At 69.1% G+C, this 14,962-nt stretch carries 13 protein-coding genes and 1 tRNA gene; 7 read left to right on the top strand and 7 right to left on the bottom strand.

The window, feature by feature from the left end; genetic code table 11:
• Positions 1-160: 160 nt before the first annotated feature.
• Entirely contained in the window at positions 161-1,183 is a 1,023-nt protein-coding gene (locus tag C8E99_RS02905; RefSeq protein WP_211308973.1) for a PQQ-dependent sugar dehydrogenase, read from the bottom strand.
• A 96-nt stretch (positions 1,184-1,279) separates the two neighbouring features.
• On the opposite strand from C8E99_RS02905, the gene C8E99_RS02900 reads away from it, so the two are divergent.
• Positions 1,280-1,981 (top strand): TetR/AcrR family transcriptional regulator, encoded by a 702-nt coding sequence (locus C8E99_RS02900; RefSeq protein ID WP_115931032.1) that lies wholly within the window; start codon positions 1,280-1,282, stop codon positions 1,979-1,981.
• A 70-nt stretch (positions 1,982-2,051) separates the two neighbouring features.
• Here the strand turns inward: C8E99_RS02900 and C8E99_RS02895 are convergent.
• From C8E99_RS02895 to C8E99_RS02885, 3 genes are all read right to left on the bottom strand, one after another.
• Positions 2,052-2,128 (bottom strand) — tRNA-Val (locus tag C8E99_RS02895).
• Between the two features lie 78 nt (positions 2,129-2,206).
• Positions 2,207-2,749: a redoxin domain-containing protein gene (locus C8E99_RS02890; protein ID WP_115931031.1), complete on the bottom strand. Its 543-nt coding sequence runs from the start codon at positions 2,747-2,749 to the stop codon at positions 2,207-2,209.
• Positions 2,746-3,129, bottom strand: coding sequence for a DUF3052 domain-containing protein (locus tag C8E99_RS02885; RefSeq protein ID WP_245952049.1), 384 nt, complete (start codon positions 3,127-3,129; stop codon positions 2,746-2,748). The genes C8E99_RS02890 and C8E99_RS02885 overlap by 4 nt, the downstream gene beginning before the upstream one ends.
• A 351-nt stretch (positions 3,130-3,480) precedes the next feature.
• On the opposite strand from C8E99_RS02885, the gene aceE reads away from it, so the two are divergent.
• From aceE to fabF, 6 genes are all read left to right on the top strand, one after another.
• Positions 3,481-6,186 (top strand): pyruvate dehydrogenase (acetyl-transferring), homodimeric type, encoded by a 2,706-nt coding sequence (gene aceE / locus C8E99_RS02880; RefSeq protein ID WP_425452908.1) that lies wholly within the window; start codon positions 3,481-3,483, stop codon positions 6,184-6,186.
• 169 nt (positions 6,187-6,355) lie between these two features.
• Positions 6,356-7,552 carry a PucR family transcriptional regulator gene (locus tag C8E99_RS02875; RefSeq protein WP_115931028.1) on the top strand — a complete coding sequence of 399 codons (1,197 nt, stop codon included), beginning with the start codon at positions 6,356-6,358 and terminating at the stop codon, positions 7,550-7,552.
• Positions 7,553-7,631: 79 nt separating this feature from the next.
• The gene (locus tag C8E99_RS02870; RefSeq protein WP_115931027.1) at positions 7,632-8,585 is read left to right on the top strand and encodes an ACP S-malonyltransferase; all 954 of its coding nucleotides are present in this window, start codon (positions 7,632-7,634) and stop codon (positions 8,583-8,585) included.
• A gap of 78 nt (positions 8,586-8,663) precedes the next feature.
• The gene (locus C8E99_RS02865; RefSeq protein ID WP_115931026.1) at positions 8,664-9,716 is read left to right on the top strand and encodes a beta-ketoacyl-ACP synthase III; all 1,053 of its coding nucleotides are present in this window, start codon (positions 8,664-8,666) and stop codon (positions 9,714-9,716) included.
• Positions 9,717-9,791: 75 nt separating this feature from the next.
• Entirely contained in the window at positions 9,792-10,037 is a 246-nt protein-coding gene (locus tag C8E99_RS02860; protein WP_115931025.1) for an acyl carrier protein, read from the top strand.
• 156 nt (positions 10,038-10,193) lie between these two features.
• Positions 10,194-11,453 carry a beta-ketoacyl-ACP synthase II gene (gene fabF, locus C8E99_RS02855; protein ID WP_115931024.1) on the top strand — a complete coding sequence of 420 codons (1,260 nt, stop codon included), beginning with the start codon at positions 10,194-10,196 and terminating at the stop codon, positions 11,451-11,453.
• Between the two features lie 195 nt (positions 11,454-11,648).
• On the opposite strand, the gene C8E99_RS02850 is transcribed toward fabF, so the two are convergent.
• The 3 genes from C8E99_RS02850 to dprA all read right to left on the bottom strand — a co-directional run bounded on the left by C8E99_RS02850 (position 11,649) and on the right by dprA (position 14,943).
• Positions 11,649-12,152 carry a DUF3145 domain-containing protein gene (locus C8E99_RS02850; protein ID WP_115931023.1) on the bottom strand — a complete coding sequence of 168 codons (504 nt, stop codon included), beginning with the start codon at positions 12,150-12,152 and terminating at the stop codon, positions 11,649-11,651.
• A 221-nt stretch (positions 12,153-12,373) separates the two neighbouring features.
• Positions 12,374-13,408, bottom strand: a complete 1,035-nt coding sequence (locus tag C8E99_RS02845) for a tyrosine recombinase XerC (RefSeq protein ID WP_115931022.1) — start codon at positions 13,406-13,408, stop codon at positions 12,374-12,376.
• Between the two features lie 152 nt (positions 13,409-13,560).
• Complete coding sequence (dprA, locus tag C8E99_RS02840; RefSeq protein WP_245952048.1) at positions 13,561-14,943, bottom strand: DNA-processing protein DprA; 1,383 nt, start codon at positions 14,941-14,943, stop codon at positions 13,561-13,563.
• Between the last annotated feature and the right edge of the window lie 19 nt (positions 14,944-14,962).

Below are 14,962 nucleotides of genomic sequence, written 5' to 3'. Positions count from 1 at the left end.
CGAGTATGTGCAGGTGATGGGTGTGCGGTAGTGATGGGCCACGTTCAGGCCGGGTCGACCTCGAGCCGGAGGATCCGGTCGTCACCGGGCCGGGCCTCCGTACCGCCCCAGGTCGCGCCGTCGGTGTTGGAGGTGACGAGCCAGAGCGCTCCGTCGGGCGCTACCTCGACGGTCCGGATGCGGCCGTACTCGCCGGTGTAGTGCTCGATCGGGCCCCGGTCGCGTCGGGGCCGTCCACCGGCAGCTGCCACAGGCGCTGCCCGCCCAGGGCGCCCATCCAGAGTGATCCCTCCGCGTAGGCGATACCGGACGGCGACGCGTCGTCGGGGTGGACGGTGAACAGCGGTGGCTCCCCGGTGTCGCCGGCAACACCCTCGGTCTCCGGCCAGCCGTAGTCGGCGCCGGGACGCAGCACGTTGACCTCATCCCAGGTGCGGTGTCCGAGCTCAGAGGCGTACATCGTCCCATCCGGACCGAAGGTGATGCCCTGGACGTTGCGGTGGCCCGAGGAGTAGACGGCAGTCCCGGATGGGTTGGCCTCCGGTGTCGAGCCGTCGAGCGCAATCCGCAGTATCTTGCCGTTGAGGGACCCGTCGTCCGCGGCGTTCTCGGGGAGGAACGCATCCCCGGTGCCGATCCACAGGTTCCCGTCCGGCCCGATCCGCAGCCGGCCTCCGTGGTGCCGGTCCGCGGTCTCGATGCCGTCGAGCAGTACCCGCGCAACGGTCAGTGAGTCGAAGTCGTGCCCGATCTCCAGTGCGATCACCCGGTTGGTCGGCGATCCGGAGGCGTAGGCGAACACCGTGCGGTCGGTCGCGAAGTCCGGTGAGGCGACCAGGCCGAGCAGGCCACCTTCCGAGCTGGTCTCCACGTCGGGGACCACGCCGACCTCCTCGGCTGGCCCACCGTCGGCGGGCACACGCAATATCCGGGCGGTCAGCCGCTCGGTCAGCAGAGCCGAACCATCGGGCAGGAAGGTCAGCCCCCACGGGGCCTCCAGCCCGGTCGTGAGCTCCGTCAGCTCGCCCGGTTCCGACGCCGGCACGGCAGCGCCCGGCGGGTCCGGCGTACGTACCTCTCCACTCGGGGAGGGCGCCGGCCCTCTGCATCCTGCGGTCACGAGCACTGCCATGGTCGCCATGGCGGCCGCAGCCACCACGGCCGCGCGGGTTGCGTTGAACACTGGATGCCCCTTCGTGGATGCGTTATCACCGGTAACACTAATGCGGTTATCACCACTACGCAACCATTGATACCAGTTCTGCGTTATCGTTGATATATGAACGAGCCGACCAGTACCCGGCAACGGATCCTCGACGCGGCGGCACGCCTGCTCGAGGACCAAGGGCGCGACGGCGTCACCACGCGTGCCGTGAGCCACGCGGCCGGGGTCCAACCGCCGGCTATTTACCGGCAGTTCACGGACATGAACGGCCTGCTAGAGGCGGTTGCGGCGAACGGGTTCGAGACGTACCTCGCCCAGAAGCACGACATCGGCCTCACCGACGACCCGGTGCAGGACCTGCGCAACGGCTGGGACCTCCACGTCGAGTTCGGCCTCACCCACCCGGCCCACTACCTGCTCATGTACGACCGGCGAATCCCGGGCGAGACGTCGGCCGCGGCCCAGCGCTCGGCGGACCGGCTGCACCTGCTCGTCGAGCGGATCGCCGCTGCGGGCCGCCTGGCGGTCACCGTGGAGTCCGCTGCCGCGATGATCCACTCCGCGGGTAGCGGCCTCACATACCACCTCATCGGGACGGCACCCGACGAACGTGACCCCGAGCTGCCCGTCAGGCTACGCGAGGCCGTCCTCGGTGCGGTCACAGGCGACGCGCCACCCAGCGCTTCCGAGTACCCGCAGCACGCCACGGCGCTCAAGGCCACCCTCGGGAAGACCGACGGGCTGCTGACCGCCGGGGAACAGGCACTGCTCGTCGAGCTCCTCGACCGGCTCGGCAACCCACCTCTGGGTCGATAGATCCCGCGCGTGGACCATCTGCGATCAGACTCGGACGCCCAACGGCATCGAGATCATAGTCCGTCATCAATGGTGGGCCCAGAGGGACTCGAACCCCCGACCCCTTCGGTGTAAACGAAGTGCTCTAACCAACTGAGCTATAGGCCCCAACCTCCGGTGCGGACGGACCGCCACCGGACCGCTCCATGCTACCTCAGCAGCACGTCAGCGGCTCACTCGGCGACGTCATCGCGAGCCGGTGGACCACTCCCCCGGAAGGGCGTCCAGGTGGTCCTGAAGCCTGCGCTCGTCCCCGGCCGCGGCGTGGATGCGGGCCCGAACCGTGCCGACGGCGTCCATCAGGACACTGCTGCGCCGAGCCCGGCCGGTGGCCTCATTGAACGCACCGACCGCGCGGGCCGCGGCCCCGTGGGGCCAGAAGTCGGACAGCAGCGGGGTGCGGATCCCGGTCTCGTCCGCGGCCTTGCGCAGCACGGCGGCGGAATCGCAGGACACCACCCGGAGCCCGACGCCGGCCGGCGCCAGCCGCTCGGCCAGTTCGTCGACCCAGCCGAGCTCGGCGGTGCATACGGGGGTGAAGGCCCCCGGCAGGAAGAACAGCCAGCAGCGGGTGGGCACGGAGCCGCCGTCGTGCGGGATTCCGTGACCGGCGCCGAGCGCGTCCGGAGACGGCGGCGCCACCGGGGGCCACGACCAGAGCTGGCCGTGCTGGTCCCGCAGGGCCGGCGGATCCGCGGGGATTTCCCTCTCCCCCGCCGGACCGGTCACAGGTTGCGCTTGCCCACCAGTCGGGTGGCAGACCAGTCCGCAGAGACCCCGGCGGTGGTGGTGACGTGCAGACCGGCCGTCGGTGCCGCCTCGGCGATGTCCGCCGGCGGCACGTGGCCGTCACGGCCGTTGCGCGGGGTGAGCAACCACAGCGCCCCACCGGTGTCCAACGTGGTCTGCGAGTCCATGAGGGCATCGGCCAGGTCGTCGACGTCTCCGTCCGCCTCCCGCCACCACAACAGGACGGCATCGACCGGCTCCTGATCCTCCTCGGTCAGCAGCTCGCTACCGAGCTCGTCCTCGAGCGTGTTCCGGAAATCGAAGTCGATGTCCTCGTCAAAACCGAGTTCCTGGACCAGTTTGCCTTCGGAAAGGCCCATCTTCGCGGCCGGTCCCTCACTGGTCTCCGCAGTACGCCCTACGGCGGGGGCGGAGTCTGGCTGGTTCACATCTCTCCTTGACTGTCGCGTGGTACCCATGTGGGCATCATCTCACCAGATTACGTCCTCGCGGGCACCACGGGCCATGCGGGGTACGCAAGCCTGCATCCGAGGCCCGTCAGGTTATACAGTCTTGGGTGGAACCAGAGGACTCGCCACTGACCATCCAGCCGGACGATCCCGGTATGGACCGCGGGCCCACCAGACCAGCGGAGACCATCCGCCGACAGAGAGGTTGCCGTGAGCGCAGCTGAAGAGAGCTCCCACATCCTGAGCGGACTGACCAACCAGATGTCAGACAAGGACCCCCAGGAGACGGCCGAGTGGATCGAGTCCTTCGACGGACTCGTGGAAGAGCGGGGCACGGAGCGCGCGGAATACATCATGCGCCAACTCCTGCAGCGGGCTGGCACCAAGTCGGTCGGCGTACCGATGGTCACGACCACGGACTACGTCAACACGATCCCCGTGGACCAGGAGCCCGAGTACCCCGGAGACGAGGAGCTCGAGCGCCGCTATCGCAACTACTTGCGGTGGAACGCCGCCATGATCGTCCAGCGCGCCCAGCGCGAGGGCGTCGGAGTCGGCGGCCACATCTCCTCTTACGCCGGCCTGGCCACCATCTACGAAGTGGGACTGAACCACTTCTTCCGCGGCCAGGACCACCCTGGCGGTGGCGACCAGGTCTTCTTCCAGGGGCACTCCTCTCCCGGCAACTACGCCCGGGCCTTCCTCGAGGGACGGCTGACCGAGGAGGAGCTCGACGGATTCCGCCAGGAGAAGTCCAAGGCGCCCAAGGCACTGCCGTCCTACCCGCACCCGCGCATGCTGAAGGACTTCTGGCAGTTCCCCACCGTGTCCATGGGACTCGGCCCGATCAACGCGATCCACCAGGCGCAGTTCAACCGCTACCTGCACAACCGCGGGATCAAGGACACCTCCGACCAGCAGGTCTGGGCCTTCCTCGGGGACGGCGAGATGGATGAGCCGGAATCACGCGGCGCCCTCCACATCGCCGCCAATGACAAGCTCGACAACCTGAACTTCGTGGTCAACTGCAACCTGCAGCGCCTCGACGGCCCGGTCCGCGGCAACGGCAAGATCGTCCAGGAGTTGGAGGCCTACTTCCGCGGCGCCGGCTGGAACGTCATCAAGGTCCTCTGGGGCCGCGAATGGGACCAGCTGCTGGACCAGGACGACGAGGGCGAGCTCGTCCGCATCATGAACGAGACCCTCGACGGCGACTACCAGACCTACAAGGCGGAGTCCGGCGGATTCGTCCGCGACCACTTCTTCGGCCGCTCCTCGGTGACCAAGGAGATGGTCGCCGACATGACGGACGACGAGATCTGGGGCCTCAAGCGCGGCGGACACGACTACAACAAGGTCTACGCCGCTTACCAGGCCGCCATGGAGTACAAGGGCAAGCCGACCGTCATCCTGGCGCAGACCATCAAGGGCTACGGGCTGGGTCCGCACTTCGAGGGCAAGAACTCGACGCACCAGATGAAGAAGCTCACGGTCGAGGACGTCAAGCTGTTCCGCGACCGCCACCGCATCCCCATCACGGACGAGCAGATCGAAGCCGATCCGTACAACGTGCCGTACTACCACCCGGGCGCGGATGCGCCGGAGATCAAGTACATGATGGAGCGGCGCCAAAAACTGGGCGGGTTCCTGCCCGAACGCCGCACGGACTACGACAAGATCCCGATGCCGCCGGAGGCCACCTACAAGCACGCCCGCAAGGGCACCGGCAAGCAACAGGCCGCCACCACCATGGCCTTCGTGCGCCTGCTCAAGGACCTGATGCGGGACAAGAACATCGGCAACCGCATCGTGCCGATCATCCCGGACGAGGCCCGCACTTTCGGCATGGACTCGTTCTTCCCCACGGCGAAGATCTACAACCCCAAGGGCCAGAACTACCTGTCCGTGGACCGGGATCTGATGCTGTCCTACAAGGAGTCCACGTCCGGCCAGCTGTTCCACGTGGGCATCAACGAGGCCGGCGCCACCTCGGCGATGACCGCCGTGGGCACGTCGTACTCCACGCACGGCGAGCTGATGATCCCCGTGTACATCTTCTACTCGATGTTCGGCTTCCAGCGCACCGGCGACGCCTTCTGGGCCGCCGGTGACCAGCTGGCCCGCGGTTTCGTCATCGGCGCCACCGCCGGACGCACCACCTTGGCCGGCGAGGGCACCCAGCACATGGACGGCCACTCGCCGATCCTGGCCGGCACCAACCCGGCGGTGAAGCACTACGATCCGGCGTTCTCCTTCGAGATCGCGCACATCGTCCGCCAGGGCCTGGAGGACATGTACGGCGAGCACGACCGCGGGGACGAGGTCCGCAACGTCATGTACTACCTCACCGTGTACAACGAGCCGATCATCCACCCGAACGAGCCGGAGGACCTGGACGTGGAGGGGCTGCTCAAGGGCATCTACCGCTACAGCCAGGCCAGCGCCGACGTCACCGGGCCGAAGGTCCAGCTCATGGGTTCCGGCGTGTCCGTGCCGTGGGTCATCGATGCGGCCAAGGTCCTCGCCGAGGAGTGGAACGTGGCCGCCGACGTGTGGTCCGTGACGAGCTGGAACGAGTTGCGCCGTGACGCCGTGGCCGCCGAACGTGAGGCGATGGAGAACGCGGAGGGCAAGGCCCGCGTGCCTTATATCACGCAGAAGCTGGCCGAGACGGAGGGCCCCGTGGTGGCCACCACGGACTACGCCACCCTGGTCCCGGACCAGATCCGTCCCTTCGTCCCGAACGACTTCGCCACCCTGGGTGCGGACGAGTTCGGCTTCGCGGACACCCGCGCCGCAGCCCGCCGCTACTTCCTCATCGACACCCACTCGATGGTCGTGAAGGCGCTGCAGATGCTGGAGAAGGACGGCAAGGTGGATGCGGGCACCGCAGCCGAGGCCTACCGCAAGTACCGGATCGACGACGTCAACGCCGGCACCACCGGCAACGCCGGCGGCGATTCCTGACCTTCTCCCTAGGGGCCCGGTGATCCCTGTCCGGGCTCGCCCGGCTCCCGACGACGGCCGGTGAGGTGCACAGCGCACCTCACCGGCCGTCGTCGTCCTTGTGGGTTTCCCACAATGTACTCGTGTCACGAGCGTCACGACGCCCCCTCCGGGGCCTATGCTCGAATGCATGTCCGACGCGCGTAGCACCCCACCGCCGCGCAAGGTCTCCGAGGAGTCCCTGCGCCGGTTGCGGGCCCATCTGGGCGTGCTCAACACCGCCACCCTGCAGCGTCTGGACTCCACGCTGCCGTGGTACCGCAAGCTGACGCCGGACGAGCGCTCCTCCCTCGGACTCATCGCCCAACGCGGGCTCACGGGGTTCCTGTCCTGGTTCGAACGCCCCACCACCTCGATCAGCACCGTCCTCGGCGAGGTCTTCGGTGGGGCCCCCACCGAGCTGACCCGCTCCATCAGCCTGCAGCGGGCCCTCCAGCTGATCCGCACGGTCGTGGATGTTGTGGAGGCCCAAGTGCCGGGGATCGTGCAGGATCGGGACCAGATCCTCGTGCGCGAGGCCGTGCTCCGGTACTCGCGGGAGATCGCCTTCGCCCTGGCCGATGTCTATGCCCGTGCCGCCGAGACCCGCGGCGCCTGGGACAGCCGGAATGAGGCGGTCCTGTTGGACGCCGTGTTGCGCGGTGAGGCACCGGACGAGATCCTCTCCCGGGCCACGGCTGCCGGCTGGAACGGCGACAAGGGAATCATGGTGATGGCTGGGCCGACCCCGGCCGCCGACCTGCCCACCCGTTTGGCCGGGGCACGGCGCACCGCGGTCCGCGCCGGCCACGACCTGCTGGTGGGTGTCCAGTCGGAACGGATCGTCCTCGTGGTCGGCGGCGTCACCGATCCCAGCCAGGCCGCACACGCCCTGACACCCTGGTTCGGAGACGGCCCGGTGGTCTACGGCCCCCTCTCCGACAGCCTGGTGGATGCCCACCGCAGCGCACGAGAGGCCCTCGCCGGACTGGCAGCCGCCGCTGCCTGGCCCCGCGCACCCCGCCCCGCCCATGCCCAGGACCTCCTCCCCGAGCGCGCCCTGCATGGCGATCAGGCCGCCATCGACGTGCTGGTCCAGCGCGTCTTCACCCCCCTCCAGGCCGCGGGCAATTCCCTGCTGGAGACCGTGGACGCCTACTGCGAGTTGGGACATTCCCTCGAGGGAACGGCCCGGGAACTGTTCATCCATGCCAACACCGTCCGCTATCGGCTACGGCGGGTCAGCGAGATCACCGGCTGGGATCCCCTGTCCCCGCGAGACGCCTACGTCTTGCAGACCGCCCTGGTCGTCGGCCGCTTGCCTCCCGCTCCCGGAAGCAAATTGTAGGAATCCTCCAAAACACCGCTCGGAGCTTGGTGTCCCCGCCGCCCCGGAACCCGGTCACGGTTTTGACACAGTTAAGGACATGCTTGCAATCGTGTGCCCGGGACAGGGCTCCCAGACCCCCGGGTTCCTCACCCCATGGCTCGAGATGGACGGCATGGCCGGCCTGCTCGCCGGGTGGTCCACCGCCACCGGGGTCGACCTGACCGCCCACGGCACCGTGTCGGACGAGGCCACGATCAAGGACACTGCCGTGGCCCAGCCCCTCATCGTGGCCGCCGGCCTGCTGGCTGCCCAGGCCCTGGACCTGGACTCCGTTCCCGCTACCGGATGGCTCGCAGCGGGTCACTCTGTGGGTGAGATCACCGCGGCCGTACTGGCCGGTGTCCTCCCCGCGGACGAGGCCCTGGAGTTCGTCCGGATCCGCGCCACCGGCATGGCCCAGGCCGCCGCGGCCGAACCGACCGGGATGTCCGCCGTCCTCGGCGGCGACCCGGACGAGGTCCTGGCCGCCCTCGAGGCCCAGGGGCTCGTACCGGCCAACGTCAACGGCGGAGGCCAGACCGTCGCCGCCGGCTCGGCTGCCGCACTGGCAGCCCTGGCCGAGAACCCGCCGGCCAAGGCCCGCGTCATCGCCCTCAAAGTGGCCGGCGCCTTCCACACCCCGTACATGGCCCCGGCCGTGCCGGCCCTGACCTCCTACGCTGACGGACTGGCTCCACGGAACCCTGCCGTCCCGCTGCTGTCCAACCGTGACGGGCTTGCGGTGGACACCGGACGCCGGTTCGTGGACCAGCTCGTGGACCAGGTGACGCGTCCGGTCCGCTGGGACCTCTGCATGGACACCCTCAGGGACTCCGGCGTGACCGGCATTCTCGAGCTGCTGCCAGGCGGCACCCTCACCGGGCTGGCCAAGCGCGCCCTGAAGGGGACGCCCACTCTCGCGGTAAAGTCCCCTGCGGACCTGGACGCCGCCCGGGAGTTCATCGCCGAGCACGGCGTGCCCGCCACCGCCTCCACCGGCACGGCCGGCTGACCGGACGCCGGACACACGGGGACCTCCTGGGGTCCGCGCCCCACCCACCCAGACTGCACCCGAGACCCCGAGGACACCATGACCACCACCCTGAAGCAGTACGAGCCCGTCGCCGGCAGCCGCATCCTCTCCGTGGGCGCCGCGCGCGGCAACCTGGTGGTGACCAATGAGGACATCGCCGGGCCGATCAACTCCTCGGACGAGTGGATCCAGAAGCGCACCGGCATCGTCACCCGCCGCCGGGCCGACCGGGACCTGTCCCTGCTCGACCTCACCACCCAGGCGGCCCAGGAAGCCATCGAGAAGGCCGGGCTCACCGGGGCGGACATCGACGCCGTCATCGTCTCCACCGTGACCTCCCCCTACGCGACTCCCTCGGCCGCCGCCGCGCTGGCCCACAACATCGGTGCCACTCCCGCACCGGCCTTCGACATCTCCGCCGCCTGCGCCGGCTACTGCTACGGCGTGGCCCAGGCCGATGCCCTGGTGCGGTCCGGCATGGCCAAGCACGTGGTCGTCGTCGGTGCCGAGAAGCTCTCCGACTTCATTGACGAGACGGACCGCTCGATCTCCTTCATCCTCGGCGACGGCGCCGGCGCCGTGGTGGTGGCCGCTTCCGAGGATGCCGGGATCGCCCCGAGCGTCTGGGGGTCCGACGGTGAGCGCTGGGAGACCGTGAGCATGTCCCGCTCGATCCTCGACCTGCGTGATGCCGCGGAGACCGCCCGCCGGACCGGAGACACCTCCGCGCTGACGGACCCCGAGAACAAGCTGTGGCCCACGCTGCACCAGGACGGGCCGAGCGTGTTCCGCTGGGCCGTGTGGTCCATGGCCAAGGTGGCCCAGGAGGCCCTCGACAAGGCCGGTGTCCGCGCCGAGGACCTGGCGGCCTTCCTGCCGCACCAAGCCAACGAGCGGATCATCGACGAGCTGGCCAAGCAGCTGAAGATGCCGGACACGGTGACCATCGGCCGGGACATCAAGGAGACCGGCAACACCTCCGCCGCCTCCATCCCCCTGGCCATGCACCGGGTCCTGCAGGAGGACCCCTCCCTCAGCGGGGGCCTCGCCCTCCAGATTGGTTTCGGCGCCGGGCTGGTCTACGGCGCCCAGGTGGTCCGGCTCCCCTGAGCTGCTCCCCCTGACCTGACCTCCACGTCGACCGACGCTGGATCAACCACCATCATCCACACCGAAGGAGCCACCATGGCAAACAAGGAAGAGATCCTCGCCGGCCTCGCCGAGATCGTCAACGAAGAGACCGGCCTGGAGGCTGAAGAGGTCCAGCTGGACAAGTCCTTCACCGATGACCTGGACATCGATTCGATCTCGATGATGACCATCGTGGTCAACGCCGAGGAGAAGTTCGACGTCAAGATCCCGGATGAGGAAGTCAAGAACCTCAAGACCGTGAATGACGCCGTCGAGTTCATCGCCAACGCCCAGGGCTGACCTGCCGTTGGATCACAGCGACCGGTGAGGGAACCGGCCGGCGGACAGACGGATTGTCCCGACGCCGGCCGGCCCCTCCCCCGGTTCAGGGCCGCTCCCAGCCCCTCACAAACCACTCGTTCGGGTCCACCGACCCGGTAGACCAAAGGTAGAAACATGAACCGCACAGCCGTGATCACCGGGCTCGGTGCCACGACACCCATCGGCGGTGACGTCCCGACCCTGTGGCAGAACGCCCTTGCCGGAGCCTCAGGCGCCCGCCCGCTGGAGCAGGAATGGGTCGCCGAGTACGAGTTGCCCGTGACCTTCGCCGCCCAGGTGTCCACCCCGGCATCAGAGACGCTCTCCAAAGTGGAGATGAAGCGGATGGACCCCAGCACCCAGTTCGGGATGGTGGCCGCCCGTGAGGCGTGGGCCGACGCCGGGCTGGCCGTCGGGACGGACCAGGACAGCTCCGTGGACCCGGATCGTTTCGCCGTGTCCTTCGGCACCGGCATCGGCGGCGTGTGGACCCTGCTCGACGGCTGGGACACCCTGCGCAACAAGGGCCCGCGCCGCGTGCTGCCCATGACTGTGCCCATGCTCATGCCGAACGGCCCGGCCGCGGCCATCAGCCTGGCCCTGGGCGCCCGAGCCGGCGCCAGGACCATGGTGTCCGCCTGTGCCTCCGGCACCGAGTCCCTCGACATCGGCCTGGAACTCATCCGCTCCGGGAAGGCGGACGTGGTGGTCTGCGGCGGCGCAGAAGCCGCCATCCACCCCCTCCCGATCGCCGCCTTCGCCTCCATGCAGGCCCTGTCCCGGCGCAACGACGAGCCCGAGCGTGCCTCCCGCCCCTATGACAAGGACCGTGACGGCTTCGTGCTCGGCGAGGGAGCCGGCGCCCTGGTGATCGAGTCCCAGGAGCACGCCAAGGCCCGCGGTGCCCGCATCTACGCCGAGCTGGCCGGAACGGGCGTCACCTCGGACTCCTATCACATCACCGCTCCGGAGGCCGAGGGGCTCGGAGCCTCCCGCGCCCTGACCCTCGCCCTGGAATCGGCCGGTGCGGCGCCCACGGATGTCAGCCACGTCAACGCCCACGCCACCTCCACCCCGGTCGGCGACCGCCCGGAATACCTGGCCATGAAGTCCGTCTTCGGCGGCCACCTGGACGAGGTGGCCGTGTCCGCCACCAAGAGCCAGACCGGGCACCTGCTCGGCGCCTCCGGTGCCATCGAGTCCGTGCTCTCCGTGCTGGCCGTCTACCACGGACAGGCCCCGGTGACCATCAACCTCGAGAACCAGGACCCGGAGATCCCGCTCAACGTGGTGACCGGGCAGCCTCGTCAGCTGCCCCAGGGCGCCCGCGTGGCGGTCAACAACTCCTTCGGGTTCGGCGGTCACAACGCCGTGTCCCTGTTCCGGAGCGTCTGACACCGGGTCAGCCCCCCGTGCTGTTGCTGTCTTAACGACAGAACCCGCCAGGATCACCTGGCGGGTTCTGTCGTTCTGGGAGGAAGGGCGCAACTCAGGAGCGCGGCTCCCGCAGGCGGCAGCTCAAGCTAGCTCCGGTTGGAGAAGCGTGGCGATTGCTGAGGCCGATGCGGCGGCTGTGGCTGCGAAGGGTTGTTAGCCGACCTGGTGCAGCCAGCGCACCGGGGCTCCCTCGGCGGCCTGCCGGAAGGGCTCAAGCTCTTCGTCCCAGGCCTCGCCCAGGGCCAGGCTCAGCTCATGGAAGACGGCGGAGGGGTCGCCGCTGCCCTGCTCGTACGCGTAACGGATGCGATCCTCAGACACCATGATGTTGCCCGTGACGTCAGTGGTGGCATGGAAGATGCCCAGCTCGGGAGTGTGGGACCACCGGCTGCCATCCGCTCCAGCGGAGGCCTCTTCAGTGATCTCGTAGCGCAAGTGAGCCCACCCGCGCAGGGCGGAGGCCAGCCGGGCACCCGATCCCTGGGGTGCGGTCCAGACGATCTCAGCTCGATAGGCACCTTGGGATGCCGGCTGCGCCGTCCACTCGAGCTGGTCCTGGGCACCGAGGACCGAGCCCACCGCCCACTCGATGTGTGGGCATAGCGCGGCCGGGGCCGAGTGGATGGACACAATTCCACGGACCATGGTTTCAGACATACGTTCCTCCCAGTGCTGTGCGGTACGTCTTCCCCAACGACCCCACAGGCGGGTGAACCACAAGGGTTCCCGGGAGGCAGCGACCTGCGCCAGATGCCTCGATATGTTCAGTTACTGAAGCTGTTACCGGAAGCTCCGAGGTCAGTCTAAGGAATGACAGCGGTGTGCTTCCGGGACCATTGTGCCCCACAACTGCGCCCAGAGCCAAGATCGACACCCGTTCAGGCCCGTGGATGTGCCTGGCGGTACCCCTCGCGCAGCCGTTCGACCGAGATGTGGGTGTAGAGCTGCGTGGTCTGCAAGGAGGAGTGGCCGAGTAGTTCCTGCACACTGCGCAGGTCTGCGCCGCCGTCGAGCAGATGAGTGGCTGCCGTGTGGCGCAGCACGTGGGGGCCACGGGCGGCGGTGTCCCCGAGCCCGGCCAGGGCCCGGTTGACGACCTCACGGACCTGGCGCACGCCCAGGCGTCCGCCCCGGACACCCAGGAACAGGGCATCCCGGGCTGGGGCTGTGGCGGAGAGGGGACGGTGGCCAGATGGGTCACCGAGCACGAGGACCCGGCGGCCGTGATCCAGCCAGCGTTCGAGGGCGGTCGCCGCCGGCGCACCGAAAGGGACCGTCCGCTGCTTGCCGCCCTTGCCGGTGACTACCAGTGTGCGGCGTTCATGGTCCACGTCCTGACGGTCCAGTCCCACGAGCTCGGAAACGCGCAGGCCGGTCGCATACAGCACCTCCAGCAGGGCGGCGTCCCGCAGGGCCACCGCTCGTTCCCTGGCGTCCTCCGGAGCAGGCGCCCCGGCGTTGTCCAACAGCCGTCCGGCCTGGTCGGCACTCAACGCATCAGGCAGCGTGCTGCTGCGCTTCGGGGAGCTCAGCCGGAGCGACGGGTCCTGTTCGAGGTGTCCCTCGCGCACGGCCCACGCCATGAAGACCCGCACGGAGGCCGTCTTCCGGGCGAGCGTGGACCGCGAGCGCCCGGCAGCGGACAGCCGGCCCAGCCAGCCGCGCAGGTCGGCCAGGTCGAGACCTCCGAGGACCTCTGGCCAGGCTCCCTCCACGGGGGCCAGCTGCTCGTGTTCGGCCACCTCGGAGACGAGGCCCTCCACGTCCGAGAGATAGGCGCGGACGGTCTGGTCCGAGCGGTTGCGTTCGTGCATCAGGTGATCGGCGAAGCCCTCGACCCAGGCACGGTCCCGGGCCGCGAGCCGGGGCGGCGTTCCGGCTCGCACGGCGCGCGGTGCAGTGGAGGAGGACATGCTCCCACTCTGCCACTGTGCCGTTCTCTGGCTGGGCTACGACTCCCTTCTGGGTCACTGTCAGTCTGACTGCTTCGCCGCTATCTCTGACGTCACCTCTGTTGTTAGCCCTGCCGGTGTCTCTGCCGCTGACCCTGCCGCTGTTGTTTCCGCTAACACGTCCCCGCGGCCGCACCGCGGCGCCAGCCCGACTCCCGTTGCTCGGCCAACGATTGGCGTTGGAGCTTCTTCAGGGTGCCCATGACCGTGCCGGGGCCCAACCCGGCCACGGCGCAGAGTCTGTCCACCGGCGCGGCGTTGCGGAGGGGCAGCGCCTCATAGACCAGCAGCTCTTCCACCGTGAGGTGGTCATGGGGCCGAGCGGTGCTCGGCGGACCACCCGAAACCCCCGAGCCATCCGAGTTACCCGAATTTCCAGGGCCTCTAGCACCTCCAGCATCTCCAGCGCCTCCAGCGCTGGCCCCGTGCAGCGCTGACCCTCGACCGCCAGCGGCACGCTCGGCATCGCCGCCACCGCTCGGCATCAAGGCCAGGGCCTCCTCCACGTCACTGACAACGACTGCCGGGGATTCCCGAAGCAACCGGTGGCAACCGGCAGACTGCGGGGAGGTCACCGGCCCGGGGACCACCCCGACTTCCCGGCCCAAGCCCAAGGCGTGACCGGCCGTGTTCTGCGCGCCGGAACGCCACCGCGCCTCCACCACCAGCACGGCTGAGGACAGGGCCGCGATAATGCGGTTGCGTTGCAGGAACCTGTGCCGAGTCGGGCTGGCACCCGGTGGCAGCTCGGACAGCAGCAACCCCTGGGCCACCACCTCTCGCAACAGGTCCTCATTGCCGGCCGGGTAGTAACGGTCCAGACCTCCGGCCATGACGGCCACCGTCTGCGGCGCGCCCGTGCCCGAGGCCAGCGCCGCCCGATGGGCCATGGCGTCTATGCCGTAGGCCCCTCCGGACATCACCGTCAGTCCCCGTGCGGCCAACCCACCCGCCAGGGTCCGCGTCACTGACTGCCCATACCCGGTGGCGTCGCGACTCCCCACCACAGCCAGGGTGGAGCTGCCGCGGGGAACAGGTCCTGCACCCCGGAACCACAAGGCCACCGGGGCAGCCGGCCCCAGGTCGTCCACGCCGCTGGGCCACTCCGGATCCTCCGGGATCAACAACCCACCGCCCAATCGTTCGAGCGAGGCCAAGTCCCGTTCGGGGGCGAGGCTTGAGGCGCGGGCCGCCCACCCGGCCAGGGACGTGCTCCAGGTCCGTTCGGTCAGCGTCACACCCTCCGAGGCGAGGACCAGCCTCAGGTCCTGCCGCTCATCGGCGCCCGGGGTGTCCCGACCCGTGAGGATCTGGACCGCACGCGAGGCACCCCAGACCCGGACCGCGGTGGCGCCCAGGACCGATCCCGGCTCGAGCAGCCGGGTCAGCGCCGCCCGGGCGATGCGGATCTCGTCCATACTCGTCTCCGCGCCGAGGAGACCGATCGTGCGGCGGCTCGGGTGTCTGGCGTTCTCCAGGCTCGCACCACTACTCATGTCAGACTCCATCTCCCTG

The sequence above is a fragment of the Citricoccus muralis genome (genome assembly GCF_003386075.1).
Lineage (GTDB): Bacteria > Actinomycetota > Actinomycetes > Actinomycetales > Micrococcaceae > Citricoccus > Citricoccus muralis.
The sequence above is the reverse complement of the archived record's forward strand: the minus strand, read 5'-3'. Positions and strand labels throughout refer to the sequence as shown.